The sequence below is a fragment of the Halomonas sp. 18071143 genome (genome assembly GCF_019211725.1).
GTDB lineage: Bacteria > Pseudomonadota > Gammaproteobacteria > Pseudomonadales > Halomonadaceae > Vreelandella > Vreelandella stevensii.
The window spans coordinates 310,281-328,458 of record NZ_CP078120.1; the positions used below are offsets into that span (position 1 = coordinate 310,281).

Consider the following 18,178-nt stretch of genomic DNA (forward strand, 5'->3'; position numbering starts at 1 on the left):
TTCTCAAGTAACTGATTTTAGATAATTTTACAAATCCATCCCTGCGTCTGTACAGTAATGGTACAGATGGGCGCAGTGTTTTGGTCTATCCTGTCGTGTAGACCAACTTTTAGCGGTGAGAAGACGTCAACGCAACGGCCGCACACTGACAGGGACACGCGTTATGGCGATGGTATTGATGTTATGCATGTTCGTGCTCTTCCTGGGGTTTTCGGGGGTGGGCCTGTATATGGCGTTCAAGACGTCATTTTCCGGGGGCCTGGAAGAGCGTGACGACATGCCGCCCGATATGTAAGCCATCCTATGTAAGCCATCCAATACAAAAATGCCCGCAGCTGCGGGCGTTTTGCTATGTGACGTTTACTTGCCTTGCCATCGACCCTTGCCACGGTCGGGCACCATCCGGCCAAAGTAGAGCAGTCCAAATGCCAGCCAGCCGACGGTTAGTATGGCCGTGAAGCCCAGCACGGCAGGTGCGCCAAACTGGGCAATCAGCGGTAACGCGGCGGCGGTAAACAGGCCACCGCCCACCACGGGTTCGAACATCAGCTGTTTGTAGCCAAAGCTCTCCAGTGCGCCAGACTTGTTCTTGGGGTCTGCCATGCGCATCAGCAACAGCCCCGTGACAGTGACCCCCATGGATTGGCCGAAGTCACCAATACCGCGTTCGAACCAGTTTTCGGGGATGACGCGGGGAGCAATCACGATCAGTACGAAGAGGCTCCAGGCAATCCCGGCAACGGCCAGCAGCAGGAACGGCACGAAGTAATCGCCCAGTGTGGTCAGCGAAAGCGTTGCGAGGGCGGCCACAATGGTGAAATCCAGAGCGGTGCCTGCAATACGAGACATGGTGCGGGTGGATACGTGCCGTTCCAGCCCAAAGCGCATGACACACAGCTGTACGATCACCCCGCCAATCATGGCGATGGGAAACAGCGGCACGTGGGCGAGTATTTCCAGCCCACCGTCGCGCGCCCAGGTCATCTGCTCGATCCACTGCAGGCCTGTCAGCAGCAGCCAGCCAATCACGATGGCAATGCCCACTAGGCCAATATGCAGGCTCAAAGGGTCGGTGGTGCCTGCCTCTTGTGCCAGATCCTTTTTGAATTCGCTGAACTCCTCTGTAGAGGGCCGCTCGTCTTCACGCAGGCTTTCATCCGGCTGGTCTTCTTCACGGGTGGGCTTGACCACGCCTCTGCGTGCCGCGATGTTGATCATCACCGTACCGATCAACACCCCCGAAACGATGCCGACGGTGGCCAGGCCAAGCGCCAGGTCGGCGCCTTCCTCAAAACCGAGATCGGCGAAAGTGTCGGCCATGCCCGCGGCGGTGCCGTGCCCCCCTTCGAAACCGATTTCAATCAGCGCCCCTACCATGGGGTTCATGTTGAAAAGCGGTACCAGCACCAGCAGGGCAAGGCTTAGCCCGACCACATACTGGCCCCAGGCCATGGTCTGACCCACCACGACCTGGGGCCCTGCGCGTAGCCAGATGGTGCGCAGCCCAGGGATGGCCTTGCCAATGAATAGGGCAGCAAAGACCACGTTGATCAGCAGCCCGGGCAGCGCCGACCAGCTCTCCTGGACGTAAGCGGGGAACAAGCCGGGGCTATCTTCGAAAAGCGTGGGCATGAAGCGCCCGATGACATCGGGGCCGAGCAGCAGTAAGAGCAGCCCGCCAATCACCGAGCTGGGGAGAAACAGGCGGCGCAGCCAGGGCAGCCAAAGGCGCAGCGCGTTACTGACCAGCAGCACCAGCGCAATGAGCACCAGCGCGATAAACAGTTCACCAACGGTCATGGTCATCTCATCGCTCCTTGATGATTCGAAAAGGGTAATGAGATAAACGTAGCGCCAATCAAATGAAAGCGCTATGGCGTTCAGGTATTCGAAAAGGGCCTAGCCCATCCAGTAGAGTCCCAATAGCGCAAATCCATAGCCCATGGCGGCCCCGGCCAGCACGTCACTGACATAGTGCAGGCCCAGCCCCACCCGCGAGATCGCGATGATCAAGGCAAGCGGTAACACAATGGGTAACAGCCAGGGGGGTATGGCTAGCCACCAGCACGCTGAACATCACGGCATGCATGGTATGGCCACTGGGAAAGCTGTAGCGGTCTCGGGCGGGTTCACCACAGTGGACGCCCCCCAGGTAGGTGATGAAGGGACGCTCACGACACAGCCGGGTTTTCACCAGCTTATAGACCAGGATCGCCAGTAGCGCGATCAGTGAGTATTGCCACATGCGCCAGAGGCCGTCCGCTTGCAGCCAGGGCTGAGCTGCAATCAGTAGTACCCAAATGGGCCAATCACCCAGTTTGCTGGCCGTCTGGAGCGTCAGACGCCAGGGGCGGTAGAGCGAGAGATGCGTCACGCGCTGACACAAGCGCCACTCCAACAGGTCAAGACGATCGAATACGACAAGCGGGCGAGCTCGCATGGCGGGCCTCCTGGGCATGGTGCAGGTAACGTAGAAATTGCTCGGCAATGCCCGTCCAGCTCTGTTCCAGCGCGCGCAGGCGGGCGACTCTTCCTAGTCGTGCGTAATCGGCAGGGTGCTGACACAGCGTGACCGCCGCGTGTTGAAAGCCCAGCGCATCGTCGGTCGCCACGGTGATGCCGTTATGGCCACTGTGAATCAGTTCTGCGCTGGCCGCGTGGCGAAACGCCACGACCGCCAGACCGCTGGCCATGGCTTCGGTCACCACGTTGCCCCAGGTTTCAGACAGCGAGGGAAACACGAACATGTCGGCGCTGGCGTAATGGCGAGCCAGCGAATGCTTGTCTACGAAACCGGTGAAGTGGGCCTCGGGCAAGGCTTTTTGCAGCTGGCTGCGGGCCGGGCCGTCGCCGACGATGACCTGAGCCATATCGGGGCGAGCGCTGCGCATGGCTTGCAACGTTTCCTGCAGGAGCGAAAGGTTCTTCTCGGGTGCCAGGCGCCCTACGTACAGGGCTACCGGTTGATGCTCGCTGACACCCCACTGCTGACGCAGCGCGAGGTCGCGGTGGGCGGGCGAAAAGCGTTCGCCGTCGATGCCCCGGGACAGCACCTGTACGTCTTTGATGCCATCCTGGCGCAGCGCCACGGCTTGCTGCTGGGTAGGCACCAGGGTGAGCGCGCAGCCGTTATGGAAATAGCGCAAATAGCGTCGTGTCGCTTTGCTCAGCCAGGCAACCCCATAATCCTGACAGTAGTGGTCGAAGTTGGTATGCCAACCGGCCACCAGTGGCAGGTCCAGGCGCTGGGCTGCCTGGCGGGCTGCCCAGCCCAGCGGGCCCTGGGTCGCCAGATACACGACATCCGGGCGGTACTGCTGCCAAAAGCGCTGAAGCTTCCCGGGGCGGGCAAAGCCTACCTGAACGTCGGTATAGTTAGGCAGCGCAAACCGCCTGACCTGAAGTTCCCGAGTAGCGCACGCGGCGCTTCCGGGTTGACGCGGCGCCGGGCGTATCACGTCCACTGTGATGCCCAGCAACAGCAGTTCACGACACAGCCGGTTCAGCGTGTGCGCGACGCCGTTGATTTCCGGTGACCATGTTTCGCTGACGATACAGAGTCGCATGAGCGATTCATCCCTTTATCACGTTTAGCCACCATGGTGAGGCTCAACAGTGACACCGAGGCGACAGCCAAGTGAACAAGCGATGACATGGCGAATGACCATGCCTTGTGTTGCAGAGAGCAACTATCGTTATATGAAGAAGAACGTGACTTGACCCTGACGGAAGGAACTCAGTCCATGACCTCACGACACTTTGTTACTCCATGCGCCATTGCAGGCGCACTCATGATCTCGGCATCAGCCGTGATGGCCGACGATACCTTTACCCTGACGATCTATCACACCAACGACCTGCATGGCCGCACGGATGCTTACCCGGCCCTGGTGGCCACCTTGAACGAGGCCCGGGAGACCTATGGCGAGGGGTTGCTGCTGGATGCGGGGGATATCTTCTCCGGGACGCTCTACTTCAACGAGTTTCAGGGCCAGGACGCACTGACCTTCATGAACCTGATGGGCTACGACGCGTTCGTGCCGGGGAATCATGAGTTCGACCTGGGTGACCCTGAGACCGGTCATCAGGCGTTGGCGGCGTTCTTTGCAGGGGCAGACTTCCCCATTTTAGGCGCCAACCTGGACTTTTCGGCTTCTCCCGAGTTTGCCGAGCGCCTCGGGGAGAGCATCACGGCCGACCCCCAGCCGGGGTATCTCTATGACGGCATGATCCTCGAACATCAGGGGGAGCGTATCGGGATCTTCGGATTGAGCACCCAGGATAGCGATGCCATCTCCAGCCCGGGCCAGGTCACCATTGGTGAGTATCGACAGGCGGCCGAAACGATGGTCGAGGCGTTCGAGGCACAGGGAGTCAACAAGATCATTGCGCTCACGCATCTGGGCTACGACAGCGACCCCAGCGTCGGTAACGACCTGCTGCTGGCAGAGCAGGTCGAGGGGATCGATGTCATCATCGGGGGGCATAGCCATACGCGGGTCGCACCGCCTACGCTGCTGACCGAGCACTGGCCAGCGCCCACCGTGATAGGGCAGGCAGGTGAGTATGGCCAGCACCTGGGAGTCATGCAGGTGACCTTCGATGCCGAGGGCGTGGTGCAGGAGGTCAGCGGTGAGCTGCTGGCCGTTGACGAGCGCACGCCGGATGCGGCTGCGCTGGAGCTTTTAGCACCGTATACCGCGGCCATCGAGGCACTGCGTGACGAACAGGTAGGTGCGAAGGCGATTCTGGCGCTGCCCAACCCTCGTCATGGCCAGGGCGATGCGCTGAGCGTACGCGCCAACGAGACGGCGCTGGGCAACCTGATTGCCGACGGTCAGCTCCATGCAGCGCGCAAGGTGGTACCGGACACCCTCATGGCGCTACAGAACAGCGGCGGTATTCGTGAGGCGCTGCCCCAAGGGGATATCACCGTCGGCGACCTGATCGCCGTGCAGCCGTTCGGTAACCGGTTGACGTTACTGGAAGTCACCGGTGCCGAGCTGCTTGAAACCTTCGAAATCGCCCTGACCAATGCGCCGGACGAAAGCGGCGGCTTCCTGCAGGTGTCGGAAGGCACGCGGCTCACCTACGACAGCCGTCAGCCCGCAGGCGAGCGTCTCATCAGCCTGGAGGTGAACCGTGAAGGCGCCATGCAGGCGATCGATCCGGACAAGACCTATACCGTGGCCACCAACAACTTCACCGCGGCAGGTGGCGATGGCCACACGGCGCTGGGCGCTGCCCATGAAGATGGGCGCTATACCATCGTGGGCCATACCGATTGGGAAATGTTGCGCGATCACGTGGTGTCCCATGGCGAGGTGTTTTACCAGCCTCAAGGTCGTATTGTCGATATTGCCCAGGACGAATAGTCACTTCATCGCCCTGGGCAAGCGGTAGGCTCAGCCGGTGCGCTGCCCCGTGGTGGCATTGAACGGGTGCAGGGCACCGGCGGTGACGTACAGGTTGAGCGTCTCGCCCTCCTGAACGGGAGGCTGGCCTGCGGTTTTCAGTACCGTAGGCTGTTGGCGGTCGGCCAGATGCACGTACAGGTGGCTTTCGGCCCCGGCTGCTTCGTATAGCATCAGCGTGGCTCGTAGGGCGATATGCGGCTCGGCAGGCGGTGTCAGCAGCATGTCATCCGGGCGAATACCCAGAGTGTCCGTGCCTTCCGGCAGCTGGCTCAATATCCCTTGATGATCCTGGGGGGCCAGATAGGCCTGCGGCAGGATGTTCATGGCAGGGGAGCCGATGAACTGGGCCACGAACAGCGTGGCAGGCCGTGTGTAGATCTCCATGGGCGTGCCCACCTGCTCGATATTGCCTGCGTTCAGCACCACCAGGCGGTCGCCCAAGGTCATCGCTTCGAGCTGGTCGTGGGTGACGTACAGGCTGGTGGTCTTCAGACGACGCTGCAGCTGCTTGATCTCGACGCGCATCTGCACCCGCAGCTTGGCATCCAGGTTGGAGAGCGGCTCGTCGAACAGGAAGGCCGAGGGCTCGCGTACCAGCGCGCGTCCCATGGCCACGCGCTGGCGCTGGCCACCTGAAAGCTTGCGCGGTTTGCGCTCCAGATACTCCTCGATTTCCAGCATTTTGGCGGCGGCGCGCACGCGCTGGTCGATGTCATGCTTCTTGAAACCGCGGTTTTTCAGGCCGTAGGCCAGGTTGTTGTACACCGTCATGTGAGGGTAGAGCGCATAGTTCTGGAACACCATGGCGATGTCCCGTTCGGCTGGCTCCAGCCGATTGACCACCCGCTCGCCGATCTTCAACGTGCCTTCGGTAATGGTTTCCAGCCCGGCCACCATGCGCAGCAGGGTCGATTTACCGCAGCCGGAAGGCCCCACCAGTACCACGAACTCACCATCTTCGATGTGCAGGTCAATGCCTTTGACGGCTGCCACGTTACCGGCGTAGGTTTTCTTCAGCCCTTCCAGGGTAATGCTGGCCATGGTTACTTCTCCGTCTCGGTCAGGCCTTTCACGAACAGGCGTTGCATAAACAGGATCACCAGAACCGGCGGCAGGGCCGCCATGACGACGGCCGCCATGATCAAGTGCCATTGGGGATTTTCATCGGAGGTCATGCGCTGAATGCCCATCACGATGGTGTAGTAATCCGGGTTGGTGGTGATCAGCAGCGGCCACAGGTACTGGTTCCAGCCGTAGATGAACATGATCACGAACAGCGCCGCGATATTGGTGATCGAGAGCGGCATCAGAATGTCCTTGAAGAACTTCAGCGGCCCTGCGCCGTCCACCCTGGCGGCTTCCAGCATCTCTTCAGGGATGGTCATGAAGAACTGGCGAAACAGAAAGGTAGCGGTGGCCGAGGCAATCAGCGGAATCGACAGCCCGGCAAAACTGTTGAGCATCTTCAGGTCGGCCACTACCTGGAAGGTGGGGATGATGCGCACCTCCACCGGCAGCATCAAGGTGATGAAGATCAGCCAGAAGAACAGCATCCGAAAGCGGAAACGAAAATAGACGATGGCAAATGCGGACAGCAGCGAGATGGACAGTTTGCCCAGCGTAATGGCCATGGCCATTACGAAGCTGTTCCACAGCATGGTGCCTGCCGGTGGCGCGCCCGCGTTGGAAACGCCGGACTGCCACATGCGCGTGTAGTTTTCCAGGCCGTGGCTGCCGGGCAGCATGGGCAGCGTGCCGCGCAGCAAGTCGCCGGGTGCCTGGGTCGAGGCCACCAGCGCCACGTACACCGGAAACACCACCACGGCAACGCCCAGGATCAGCGTCAGATGGGCCAGAATGTTGGCCCAGGGGCGGTTTTCAACCATAACGAAACTCCTCACAATCCGCCTGGGTCAGTAGTTGACCCGGCGCTCGATGAAGCGGAACTGAACGATGGTCAGGGCGATCACGATGGCCATCAGAATGACCGACTGCGCCGCCGAAGAGCCCAGGTTCAAGCCTACGAAGCCATCGGCATACACCTTGTACACCAGGGTGTTGGTGGCCTGTGCGGGGCCGCCCTGGGTCGTGGCGTGGATAATGCCGAAGGTATCGAACATCGCGTACACCACGTTGACCACCATCAGGAAAAACGTGGTGGGGGAAAGGAGCGGAAAGACGATGGTCCAGAAGCGCTTCATGGGGCTGGCCCCGTCGATGGCGGCGGCTTCGATCAACGACTGCGGGATGGACTGCAAGCCCGCTAGAAAAAACAGGAAGTTGTAGGAAATCTGCTTCCAGGCGGCGGCAAAGATCACCAGCAGCATGGCGTCGCTTCCTGACGTGCGGTGGTTCCAGCGGTAGCCCACCATGTCGAGCATGTAAGGCACGATGCCGATGGAAGGATTGAAAATGAACCACCACAGCACCCCGGCAATGGCGGGCGCAATGGCATAAGGCCAGACCAGCAGGGTGGTATAGGCGCTGCGCGAACGGATCATGCGATTCACCGTGCAGGCCAGCAACAGCGCCACCGACATCGAAAGCAGCGTGGTGCCGATGGCAAAGGTGGCCGTGACCGACAGCGCATTGAGGTAGTTGCCATCGCTGAACAGGCGAGTGAAGTTCTCCAGACCGACGAAGGTCGTGCGCAGGCCGAAGGCATCTTCGCGCAGCAGCGATTGATACAGCGCCTTGCCCGCCGGCCAGATGAAAAAGATCAGCGTAATGACGATTTGCGGGGCCAGCAGCGCATAAGGCAGAAAGCGCCCCGGAAAGGTCATGCGTTTGGTTTGCATAAGCAGGTTTCCGCGAGAACGGGTAGCACGTAAGGCGAGGGGTACGCAGGTCGAGGAGTACACCGATGCCTAGCGATACTTGAAACGACTTCGCCGCCTGATCAGTACCAGGCGGCGAAGCAAGTGCTTACTTACTGGTTGGCGGACTGGAAGTCACGCAGCAGGCGGTTACCCCGCTCAACGGCTGCATCGGCAGCGGCCTGACCAGATTTGTTGCCGGTCATGACGGCTTCCATCTCTTCGGAGATGATGTCGCGAATCTGCACGAAGTTGCCGAAGCGCAAGCCCTTCGAGTTTTCGGTGGGCTCGTTCAGCGTCATCTGCTTGAGCGCGATATCCGCGCCTGGGTTCTCGTCGTAATAGCCCTGCTCGGTGCTCAAGTCCCATGCCGCCTGAGTGATCGGCAGATAGCCGGTTTGCTGGTGCCATTTGGCCTGCACTTCGGGCTCTGAAAGGTACTCGAAGAAGGCAGCAACGGCTTCGTACTCTTCATCGCTATGGCCTTGCAGTGCCCACAGCGTGGCACCCCCGATAATCGAGTTCTGCGGCGCGCCGTCGACATCGGCATAGTAGGGCTGCATGCCGAAGCCTACTTCGAAGTCGGCGTTGGCTGCTACATCTGCCCGTGAGGCCGATGAGCCGAAGAAGATCGCGCACTCCTGGGAGTAGAACATGGGTTCGGCATCAGGGCTTGAACCGGGGCCGCCCCATTTGTAGGCACCCGCGTCCTGCCAGGCTTTCAGGTTGTCCCAGTGGCGGGCCACCAGGTCGTTATTGAAGTTCAGCTCGGTTTCCAGGCCACCAAAGCCGTTCTCCAGAGTGCCCAGCGGCGAGTTGTGCATGGCGGAGAAGTTCTCCAGCATCACCCAGCTTGGCCATGAAGAGGTGAAGCCACAGCGTGCGGCACCCGACTCGGTGATCTGAGTGGCCTGTTCGGCCAGTTCTTCCCAGGTCTGTGGCGGCTGTTCCGGGTCCAGGCCAGCGGCCTCGAACACATCACGGTTGTAGTACATGATGGGCGTCGAGGAGTTGAACGGGAACGACAGCATGTTGCCGTTGGTGTCCGTGTAGTAGCCCACCACGGCGGGCAGGAAGGCATCCGGGTCGAAAGCACGGCCGTGGGCTTCCATCAGCTCGTAGACCGGGTAGATCGCACCGTCGGCATTCATCATGGTGCCGGTACCGACTTCGAATACTTGCAGGATGTGGGGCTGTTCGCCTGCACGGAAGGCCGCGATCGCGCCAGTCATCGTTTCGGTGTAGTTGCCCCGATAGCTGGGGGTGACGCGGTAATCGTCCTGGGAAGCATTGAAGTCTTCGGTCATCTCTTCCAGCAGGTTACCGAGCTGACCTCCCATGGCGTGCCACCACTGAATGTTGGTCGTGGCCTGGGCCGACAGGCTGAAAGTGGCCGTCGCCACACCGAGGGCAAGAGCATGCAACGTGAAACGAGACATAACGACTCCTTGTAGGTCATGCGCAGTACGTTTGTTGAATTTTTTGGGTGCACTGCACAGTAGAAAGTGTAGATGACGCTTTCATGAACGCACGGTGAAGTTGTCGTGACGGTCAGCATTTCCAAATGCCCATGGCGGTGCTAGGGTGGCCAAAAGCCTGCACAGCGAGAGCACTATGAGCGATGTCACCACGCTACTGACCAGACTGGTCGCCTTCGATACCACCTCCAGCGCGTCCAACCTGGCCCTGATCGAATTTGTCGAAGCGTACCTGGCCAAGGCTGGCGTCGCTTCCGAGCGGGTGATGAGCCCCTGTGGCACCAAAGCCAACCTGATTGCGCGCATCGGCCCTGATGCGCCCGGCGGGGTGATGCTTTCCGGGCATACGGATGTGGTGCCCGTCGTAGGGCAGCCGTGGAGCAGCGACCCGTTCACCCTGCGTGATGGGGGCGATGGTCGGTTGTATGGGCGAGGTACCTGCGACATGAAAGGGTTCATCGCCTGCGCGCTGGCCATGGTGCCCGAGTGGGTCAAGGCGCCTTTGCAGCAGCCTGTCTACCTGGGCTTTTCCTATGACGAAGAGATCGGCTGTGTTGGGGCGCCGAGTCTGATCAAGCGCTTTTATGAGCACTACTCCACCACGGCACGGGTCATCGTCGGCGAGCCGACCAGCATGCAGCCAGTGGTTGCCCAGAAAGGCGCTACCAACCTGCGCACTACTGTAGTGGGGCGCGAGGCCCACAGCAGCCAGGTGAACCAGGGCACCTCGGCGATTCATGTGGCGGCCAGGCTGGTCACTTTCATCGAGGACACCATGGCCACGCTGGTCGAAGAAGGACGCGTGGACGAGGCGTTCAACGTGCCGCATACCAGCCTGCACGTGGGCAAGATCAAGGGGGGCACGGCCATCAATATCATGGCGCGGGAGTGCCAGTTCGAGTGGGAGATACGCCACCTGCCTACGGAAACCTTCGAAGAGGTGTATGCCCGCTTCAGCGACTACTGCGCCACGCTGAGTGAGGCCCTGGCGGCTCAGGGGAAAACCGTCGACATCACCACAGAGCCCTTGAACGTGACGGTGCCCGGGTTGGCAAACCGTGACAACCAGCAGGTGCTGCAACTGGCAGAAGCGCACCTTCCGGCAGGCTGTTGCCAGCATGCCGTGGCCTACGCCACCGAGGCTGGCCAGTTTCAGGGGCAGGGGCTGCAGACGATCATTCTGGGGCCGGGCAGTATTGCCCAGGCACACCAGCCGGATGAGTATATCGAGCTTGCACAATTAGAGGCGTGTACTGCCTTCCTAGGTAAGATGGCTACCACGCTGAAGCAGCCATGGCAGTGACCCGCCATGGCTGCTATTGAGACTTATCGCGTTAGACTACTTGGTGTGCCTTGTGCCGCTTCCAACGTACGATGAGGGGCGAGGAAAGGGCTAGTAGGATCAGCCCCATGAGCAGTAGTGAAAAGGGGCGGTCAAAATAGTAGCCCAGCAGGTTGCCTTTGGACATCACCAAAGATTGTCGGAAGCCGATCTCCGCCATTGCGCCGAGAATCATAGCCAATACGATGGCGGCTGTTGGGAAATCGGTTTTGCGCATCATATAGCCCAGCAGTCCAAACGCGGCCATGACATAAACATCGAACATGCTGTTATTGATGGTATAGGCACCCACGACTGATAACACCACGATGATCGGTGCAAGAATGGCAAAAGGCACCGTTGCCACTTTGACAACCTGCTTTGCCAACGCCAAGCCGACGATCCCCATCAATATATTGGCCAGCAGCAGTCCTACGATAATGGCATAGACAATATGCGCATTGACGCTGAACAGTTCATGACCGGGTTGCAGGCCATGAATGTACAGTCCGCCCAACATGACGGCAGTCGCCGCACTGCCTGGAATACCTAGCGTCAGCAGGGGAATCATGGCGCCGCCGGTCACGGCATTGTTGGCTGTTTCCGCTGCGGCCAACCCTTCGATCTCGCCCTTGCCAAAACGATCCGACTGTTTGGCATTACGCTTGGCTTCGTTGTATGCCACCCAAGACGCCACATCGCCGCCCGCGCCCGGTAAGGCGCCTACGACGACGCCAATGACCGAAGAGCGCGAAATCGTGCGTCTCAGTTTTCGCCACTCGGCTCGGCTGGGGAAGAGCTGTCCGCTCAGCTTGGGGGCTTGGGAGCTAGGGGCGTGGGTACCGTGCAGCTTCTCTGCTTGAATCATGACCTGCGAAATAGAGAAGAGGCCGATCATGGCGGGAATCAGCGAAATTCCACTCTCCAGCTCAGCTATGCCAAAGGTGAAACGCGGATAAGCGGTCATCACATCGACTCCTACCAAGCTGATCAATAGACCCAAGAGGCCGGCAGAAAGACCTTTCACCAGAGCACCGCTCGAAAGACTGCCAATAATGGTCAAGCCGAATATGGCGATTAGAAAATATTCTGGTGCGCTGAAGCGCAGTGAAATTTGTGCCAAAGGAGGTGCGAGTAATAGCAGGGCCATCACGCTCACCAAGCCGCCGATTACAGAGCAGAGCGTAGAAGTTCCTAATGCCTTGAGCCCTTCGCCGCGCTGTGTCATCTGATAGCCATCCACTGCCGTCGCGGCCGATGCCGGTGTGCCTGGCGTATGAATCAGGATTGCCGTAATGGACCCCCCATATACCGCCGATGCATAAATGGCTGCAAGCAAAACCAGCGCCGCTACTGGTTGCATGCCAAACGTGACCGGAATTAGCAGGGCAATGCCCATGGTGGCACTCAGTCCAGGCAGCGCGCCCAGAAAGATTCCTCCGAGGACCCCGACAATCAGCATGAGGAGGACATCTGGAGAGGCAAGCTGGGAGAGCACCGATAAAAGTAGGGCTGTATCAATAGTCATGATCCCTCTCCTCTACAAGAGCAGTCCGGTAGGCAGCGAAATGCGAAGTTGCCAGACAAATAGTAGATAGACAAAGGTGTTCATCAGCACGAGGACGAAGAACATTTGGACATACGACTTGAGGCCGAAGTAAAACATGAAAAAAAGGGCGGCGAGGGAGCTGGCCGTAAAAAAGCCAAGGACGCTGATGAGCGCTAAATAGATACACAGAGCGGTAAACGTCACGGCAGGGCCGCGTATATGGGGGCACACAGGCGTGGAGTTGACGTTGGCCTTTTGGGCTGCTCGTGTCTTGGAGATACCCGATACGAGAATCAGTAGCGAAAACAAGCCTAAAACGGAAAGAATGAGTTTAGGAAACACCGCTGGGTCGGCGGGCATCATCATTGTCAGACTATAAAACGTGATTGAGAACAGCAGCATGGCTAACCCAATAGACACGTCCATATGGAGCGTTTTCATAAAACCACCAGTTTATTATTGTAGAGAATGGAGTGAGAGGGGGCCGTGAAGCGTGGAGCTGTCACGGCCAGCGACTTGACTACCAACCGAGGAGGTCTTCGAGTGCTCTAACGCTCTCCTCTTCCTCCTCCAGCATCTCTCGGTAGGCATCTCCAGTACGGATGTCGACCATCAGGCCCATCTCTTCCATCCTGGCCATGTGCTCAGGATCCTGCATGCCGCGAACGAACGCCGCCTCCAGCAGCTCGCGTTGGGCAGGGTCAATCCCTTTTGGTGCTGCAATGCCTCTCGCTGACCAGGAGATGACGCCTGAATAGCCAAGCTCCTCCAGGGTCGGCACGTCGGGAATGAAGGATGATCGCTCAGGCGCCATGATCGCAATAATATTCAGATCGCCGTTGCGGTGTGCCATGTTGGTATCGCCCACATTAGAGAAGTTGACATCGACATGGCCCCCCTGAATAGCGGCGCGCTGTTCTGCTGTGCCTGTCGTGTGTACAGGCACAAATTGCGTGTTGTACTGGTGATTCATCTTCAGCATGGCGATGTGATCATCACCGTTGGCCCCGGTGGTTGAGGCCGTTAGCACATTGGCCTGCGCATAGGCCACCAGCTCATCAATATCACTGAAGCGTTTTTCGTCCTTATTGATCGAAATAACCCCATAATCCGTGACATGGTTGGCAATGGGTTCGAAATCAGCCAGGTCGACATTACGGCGGTACTGTGGATCCAGGTATCCAGTGATCAGGTTGGGTGTGTTGATGTACCCTAACGTGTAGCCGTCACTGGGCGAGTTGAGCAGCTGTGTCCAGCCAACCCAGCCTCCGCCGCCTGGACGGTTGATAATATTAAGCGGTACACCAAGCTCACGTTCGACGGCCGGAAACAGAATGCGCGCGCCCACGTCCGTATTGCCTCCCGCGCCGAAGGAGATGAGTGTCGAGATGGGTCTCTCTGGATAGTCAGCCGCTGCCGCGGAGGTTGCAAAAATCATGGGCAGCGAGAAACAGGTAATCAAACTGATGGTTGTTATCGTTTTCATGTTTGCGCTCTTTTTATGATCTATTGTACAGGCTTGTAGTTATGAGGAAGCGGTATCAATCGTTCATGTTCTACATAGACGGGGCGACATTAAGTCAGGTTGAGGTGCCGTAACGTGTCCTGCAGGCCGAGTAGCTCGACGGTGCTGCGACCTTTTTTGATCTCTTCCCGGTAGGAGGCTTCTGCGTTTTCGCGCTTGACAGTGGCTTCTAGTACCGCGGCGAGGTGTTGCTGAGGAACCGCCACTACGCCGTCTTCATCACCGAACATATAGTCCCCAGGCTGAATGGCTGTGTCCCCGATGCAAATGGATGCATTGACTTTACCGGGTTGCTTCTTGGCGGTGCTCTTGATGCTCAAGCCACGACAGAAAACTGGGAAGCCCAGCGTTTTGATCGCTTGGGCATCGCGAACTGAGCCATTGATGATCAGCCCTGCCACGCCTTTGCTGATCGCCTGCTCTGTGAGGATATCTCCCCAAGGGCCTGCCTCGATAAAGCCCTTGGCGTCCACTACCAGGACATCCCCTGGACGGGTATGCAGCAAGGCGTAATGCAGCATGAGGTTATCGCCGGGGCGTATCTCCACCGTAAAGGCGGGGCCAGAGAGGCGCATAGAGGGGCAGAGAGGTTTGATGCCGCTGTCGAGAGCGCCGATGGCGCCTTGCGCTTCATAAATAGAGGCACTGCCGAACTGGCTCAGTTGTGATGCGAGATGCTTGTTTGTCATTATTATGCTCCTTGTTTGACAACTACTTTACTATTGTTTATTGATTGTCTGTAATCAATTAACGAATAACGCACACAGGTTCAAAAAAAATGAATCTTCGCCAGGTACGCTATTTTTGTGAGGTGGTCGATGCCGGTGGGGGCAGTGCCGCTGCTAAGCGACTTTTCGTAGCACCGACTGCCATCAGTGCCCAAATTGCGCTGCTGGAACAAACCGTGGGTGGAGAGCTCTTTGATCGCTCAACGCGACCGATGCAGCTCACATCGCTAGGTAAGTACGTCTATCCTCGCGCAAAAGAGCTGCTGCTACAGGCGTCGCGCTTGGAACAAGAGGCCAAGCAAGTGGCGAACGGAAGTGGCGGGTGGTTGGGGGTAGGGTTCATTCGCTCGACGTTGTTTTCATTACTGCCCAATGTGATCAAAGGCTTTCGCGAGGCGCATTCCGAGGTTCACCTGGATCTCGTCGAAGTACTGTCGGAATACCAGGAAGAGCGCCTGAGGGCGCGCCGGATTGATGTTGGTATTTCACGGTTCATCGGCACCTTCGAACGGCAGGCGGATATGGACTACAATATTATCATCGACGACCCTTTCTGGGTCGCCCTGCCCGTAGATCACCCGTTAGCCAAGCGAGCGCATTTTTCCATACGTGATTTCGAGCAACTTCCCTTCATTCTCTATCCGAAAGATACACGAAGTCCTTTTGGCCAGAAGATACTGACTCACCTTGATGAGAAGGGCGTTCGCCCGGCGATCATTCATGACGCGATTGAGATACACACGGCATTAGCACTGGTGGGAGCAGGGTTGGGAGGCACATTAGTGAGCGGTTCGATTACGCCCAACAACCGGCGAGATGTCGTGTTTCTACCCGTCGAAGATATCGACATCAGTACCACGCTGGTAGCGGTGACTCGAAAAGGCGAGACAAGTCCATTATTGGAGGCGTTCGTACACATACTGGCCAAGCAGGCGGGTGAGTCCATTCAGTGATACCCATAAAAACTTTCCACTCCATGAGGAGTGGAAAGCCTACCGTTACCGAAGGACTTCAATGCTGAGGATAGTGCTCTTCATAAAGCTCGGCTTTCGCATGGCGCATGACATCTTCGCAGGCCTGCTGGCGAGCCAGTTGGGTCAACAGCTTCTGGGTGACTTCAAAGCCTTTGCCCAGGCAGTGGTCGACTTCGTCTCGGCTAACCGTAGGCGACACGTCGTAGTCGATCTTCACCGTACGCCCTTTGCCTTCCAGGCGGTCTGCCAATGCTCTAAGCCGCCACGCGATTCGCTCTTTCCAGTTTGCTGATTCTTCCGCGCCTTCGTTTACGCTAAACGTGCACTGCCATTCCGGTCTGTAAACCTTCATAGGAGAACCTCCACTGCGTTTGGAAAGAATGATCGATCGTGTTGTCGTACTCCGTCTGTCTGAAGATCTTGCTCTGCTACTATACCTGACTCGGGCCCTATTACCGAAACAAAACGTCTACAGCCTTTACTTATTGCACAAGCCAGAGTCACCGTTATGACCCACCCCATGCCGGAAAGTTGCCCCTGTGGCAGCACGTTGCCACTGGCAGCCTGCTGCCAGCCGTTTCATCAGGGCCAGGCCATTCCAGAAACCCCGGAAGCCCTGATGCGTTCACGATACACCGCCTTTGCGTTGAATGAGCGTGACTATTTGCTGGCCACCTGGCACGCCACCACGCGCCCAGCCACACTGCCACCCGACCCCACGACGCAGTGGCAGTCGCTTGTCATCGTGTCGGCACCGCAGCCTTCCCGCGATGAAGGGCACGTGCACTTCAAGGCAACGTTCAGGGAATCAGGCCGTTGGCAGGTGCTGGAAGAAGCCTCGCGGTTCGTATGGGAAGAGCAGCGGTGGTGGTACGTCGACGGAAAGCCCGCCGTGATCCTCCTGAAGCCGGGCCGTAACGATGCCTGCCCTTGTGGAAGCGGACGCAAATTCAAGGTATGTTGCCAGCTTTGACATCCTCCCCTCCCTCAGCTTGCGCTGCCGTCTAGCGACGGAAAGGAAGGGGATTCCCAGGTTGTTACCTTCCTGGTTTCTGCTTCCAAGACGATTGCCCGAGGGAATGGCTTGGTTATCGCCGTAAAAGTCCCACAGTGGGGATTTTTACGGTGGCGAACCAACTCATATCCCCCAGGTCTCACATCGTCTCCACAGACGTAACTTTCCGAGTGCCCCTCGGTAGGTCGTGTCGACGTGAGTAGTATAGCACTGTACAAATCATCAGCAAGGGCATCCTGCGGATGCCGCGCTATCCATCCGCTCACTAAAAGTAAGCGGTTTTTCGCGCTGATTGATAAGACTAAGTAGCATGAGGCACCCCCGATGAACGCGAAGCAAACCGAACGACGACGGCAGCGTGGCTTATGGTCTTCATCGAGCGGCTGGGGGGCCATCGTGCTGTTGGGGTGGCTAAGCCTTTTCGTGGGCGCCTCTGCCCATGGCCAGACGCAAACGGAGCCTTACCCTGCCACGGACATGACGCTGGTGCTGCCCTACGGGGAAGGCGGCGCAACGGATGTCTTGTTCAGAGCCATTGCCGAGCGTGCCCAGGTCGCGCTACAGGCCCCCATCGTCGTCGTGAACATGCCCGGCAGCGGGGCCACGCTGGGGGCGCAGTTCGTCAAGGAATCCCCGCCCGATGGTTACACCGTACTGGGCAGCCATCAAACCATCGACCTCGCCTACCTGTCGGGGCTTGCCAACTTTTCGCATGAGGCATTCGCCCCCATTGCCCTGCTGACCCGCACCGTGAATATTCCGGCCACCTATGCAGGTCACTCGGTCAGCAGTGCTTCTCAGATTGCCGAAAAGGTGCGCGAACAGCCGGGCAAGCTGCTGTTCGGGGTGATTCCCAACTCAACGGACCACTTTTTTTGGCTACACTTCTTCGCGCAGGCCGGTATCGATGCCAGCGATGTACAGTTCGTCCAGTATCCTGATACCGGTGCCCAGGTCGTGGCCTTGTTAGGCAGAGAGCTTGATTTTGCCATGCTCAACCTGCCGTCTGCAGGCACCCTGTTTGCGTCGGGTGCCCTGGTGCCTCTGGGCGCTGCCAGCGAGCAGCGTCTTGCGGCGCTACCGTCCGTGCCGACGCTTCTGGAGCAGGGCATCACGCTGGTCAATACCACGGACCGCGGTTTGCTTGCTCCCTTGAACACGCCTCCTGAACGGCTGGCCAGCATTGCCACCGCCTTCCGTCAGGCGCTGGAAGCGCCTGACCTGGCACGTCGCTTGATGGACTCCCACGGCTCTCTGGTGGACTTTCGCCCGCTGGAGGCCTATGGCCAGTATCTGGATGAGCAGTATCAACAGTTGGAAAGCCTGACCCAGCGGTTAGCGTTCGAGCGCTAGCC

The 18,178-nt window shown here is 58.5% G+C and carries 17 protein-coding genes and 1 pseudogene; 6 read left to right on the plus strand and 12 right to left on the minus strand.

The window, feature by feature from the left end; translation table 11 throughout:
* The first annotated feature begins 163 nt into the window (after positions 1-163).
* Positions 164-295 carry a hypothetical protein gene (locus KVY02_RS18215; RefSeq protein WP_016915840.1) on the plus strand — a complete coding sequence of 44 codons (132 nt, stop codon included), beginning with the start codon at positions 164-166 and terminating at the stop codon, positions 293-295.
* A gap of 65 nt (positions 296-360) precedes the next feature.
* Here the strand turns inward: KVY02_RS18215 and KVY02_RS01575 are convergent, their stop codons facing one another.
* From KVY02_RS01575 to KVY02_RS01585, 3 genes and pseudogenes are all read right to left on the minus strand, one after another.
* Positions 361-1,806 (minus strand): sodium/glutamate symporter, encoded by a 1,446-nt coding sequence (locus KVY02_RS01575; RefSeq protein WP_081137972.1) that lies wholly within the window; start codon positions 1,804-1,806, stop codon positions 361-363.
* 93 nt (positions 1,807-1,899) lie between these two features.
* Positions 1,900-2,440: pseudogene (locus tag KVY02_RS01580) on the minus strand (phosphatase PAP2 family protein).
* Positions 2,403-3,566 (minus strand): glycosyltransferase family 4 protein, encoded by a 1,164-nt coding sequence (locus KVY02_RS01585; RefSeq protein ID WP_100732149.1) that lies wholly within the window; start codon positions 3,564-3,566, stop codon positions 2,403-2,405. Before KVY02_RS01585 ends, KVY02_RS01580 begins: the two are co-directional and overlap by 38 nt.
* Before the next feature lie 225 nt (positions 3,567-3,791).
* Between KVY02_RS01585 and KVY02_RS01590 the strand changes: the two genes are divergently transcribed.
* Entirely contained in the window at positions 3,792-5,375 is a 1,584-nt protein-coding gene (locus tag KVY02_RS01590; protein ID WP_218314166.1) for a bifunctional metallophosphatase/5'-nucleotidase, read from the plus strand.
* 30 nt (positions 5,376-5,405) lie between these two features.
* Here the strand turns inward: KVY02_RS01590 and KVY02_RS01595 are convergent, their stop codons facing one another.
* From KVY02_RS01595 to ugpB, 4 genes are all read right to left on the minus strand, one after another.
* Complete coding sequence (locus tag KVY02_RS01595; protein ID WP_100732147.1) at positions 5,406-6,458, minus strand: sn-glycerol-3-phosphate import ATP-binding protein UgpC; 1,053 nt, start codon at positions 6,456-6,458, stop codon at positions 5,406-5,408.
* 2 nt (positions 6,459-6,460) lie between these two features.
* Positions 6,461-7,303, minus strand: coding sequence for a sn-glycerol-3-phosphate ABC transporter permease UgpE (gene ugpE, locus KVY02_RS01600; protein ID WP_218314167.1), 843 nt, complete (start codon positions 7,301-7,303; stop codon positions 6,461-6,463).
* 27 nt (positions 7,304-7,330) lie between these two features.
* Positions 7,331-8,215 carry a sn-glycerol-3-phosphate ABC transporter permease UgpA gene (gene ugpA / locus KVY02_RS01605; protein ID WP_039183234.1) on the minus strand — a complete coding sequence of 295 codons (885 nt, stop codon included), beginning with the start codon at positions 8,213-8,215 and terminating at the stop codon, positions 7,331-7,333.
* A gap of 131 nt (positions 8,216-8,346) precedes the next feature.
* On the minus strand, positions 8,347-9,672 hold the full coding sequence (gene ugpB, locus KVY02_RS01610) for a sn-glycerol-3-phosphate ABC transporter substrate-binding protein UgpB (RefSeq protein ID WP_218314168.1): 1,326 nt from the start codon (positions 9,670-9,672) through the stop codon (positions 8,347-8,349).
* Positions 9,673-9,847: 175 nt separating this feature from the next.
* Between ugpB and argE the strand changes: the two genes are divergently transcribed.
* Complete coding sequence (gene argE / locus KVY02_RS01615; protein WP_218314169.1) at positions 9,848-11,014, plus strand: acetylornithine deacetylase; 1,167 nt, start codon at positions 9,848-9,850, stop codon at positions 11,012-11,014.
* Between the two features lie 31 nt (positions 11,015-11,045).
* On the opposite strand, the gene KVY02_RS01620 is transcribed toward argE, so the two are convergent.
* The 4 genes from KVY02_RS01620 to KVY02_RS01635 all read right to left on the minus strand — a co-directional run bounded on the left by KVY02_RS01620 (position 11,046) and on the right by KVY02_RS01635 (position 14,795).
* Positions 11,046-12,560, minus strand: a complete 1,515-nt coding sequence (locus tag KVY02_RS01620; protein WP_218314170.1) for a tripartite tricarboxylate transporter permease — start codon at positions 12,558-12,560, stop codon at positions 11,046-11,048.
* Between the two features lie 12 nt (positions 12,561-12,572).
* On the minus strand, positions 12,573-13,022 hold the full coding sequence (locus KVY02_RS01625) for a tripartite tricarboxylate transporter TctB family protein (RefSeq protein ID WP_218314171.1): 450 nt from the start codon (positions 13,020-13,022) through the stop codon (positions 12,573-12,575).
* 79 nt (positions 13,023-13,101) lie between these two features.
* Positions 13,102-14,067 carry a tripartite tricarboxylate transporter substrate binding protein gene (locus KVY02_RS01630; RefSeq protein WP_218314173.1) on the minus strand — a complete coding sequence of 322 codons (966 nt, stop codon included), beginning with the start codon at positions 14,065-14,067 and terminating at the stop codon, positions 13,102-13,104.
* Between the two features lie 89 nt (positions 14,068-14,156).
* Positions 14,157-14,795 (minus strand): RraA family protein, encoded by a 639-nt coding sequence (locus KVY02_RS01635; RefSeq protein WP_256357546.1) that lies wholly within the window; start codon positions 14,793-14,795, stop codon positions 14,157-14,159.
* Between the two features lie 89 nt (positions 14,796-14,884).
* On the opposite strand from KVY02_RS01635, the gene KVY02_RS01640 reads away from it, so the two are divergent.
* On the plus strand, positions 14,885-15,787 hold the full coding sequence (locus KVY02_RS01640; RefSeq protein ID WP_218314175.1) for a LysR family transcriptional regulator: 903 nt from the start codon (positions 14,885-14,887) through the stop codon (positions 15,785-15,787).
* A gap of 58 nt (positions 15,788-15,845) precedes the next feature.
* Here the strand turns inward: KVY02_RS01640 and KVY02_RS01645 are convergent, their stop codons facing one another.
* Complete coding sequence (locus KVY02_RS01645) at positions 15,846-16,160, minus strand: hypothetical protein (RefSeq protein ID WP_218314176.1); 315 nt, start codon at positions 16,158-16,160, stop codon at positions 15,846-15,848.
* Positions 16,161-16,316: 156 nt separating this feature from the next.
* Here KVY02_RS01645 and KVY02_RS01650 point away from each other — a divergent pair, with 156 nt between their 5' ends.
* Positions 16,317-16,781, plus strand: a complete 465-nt coding sequence (locus tag KVY02_RS01650) for a YchJ family protein (RefSeq protein ID WP_218314177.1) — start codon at positions 16,317-16,319, stop codon at positions 16,779-16,781.
* A gap of 366 nt (positions 16,782-17,147) precedes the next feature.
* Positions 17,148-18,176 carry a Bug family tripartite tricarboxylate transporter substrate binding protein gene (locus KVY02_RS01655; RefSeq protein ID WP_218314178.1) on the plus strand — a complete coding sequence of 343 codons (1,029 nt, stop codon included), beginning with the start codon at positions 17,148-17,150 and terminating at the stop codon, positions 18,174-18,176.
* The last annotated feature ends 2 nt before the right edge of the window (positions 18,177-18,178 follow it).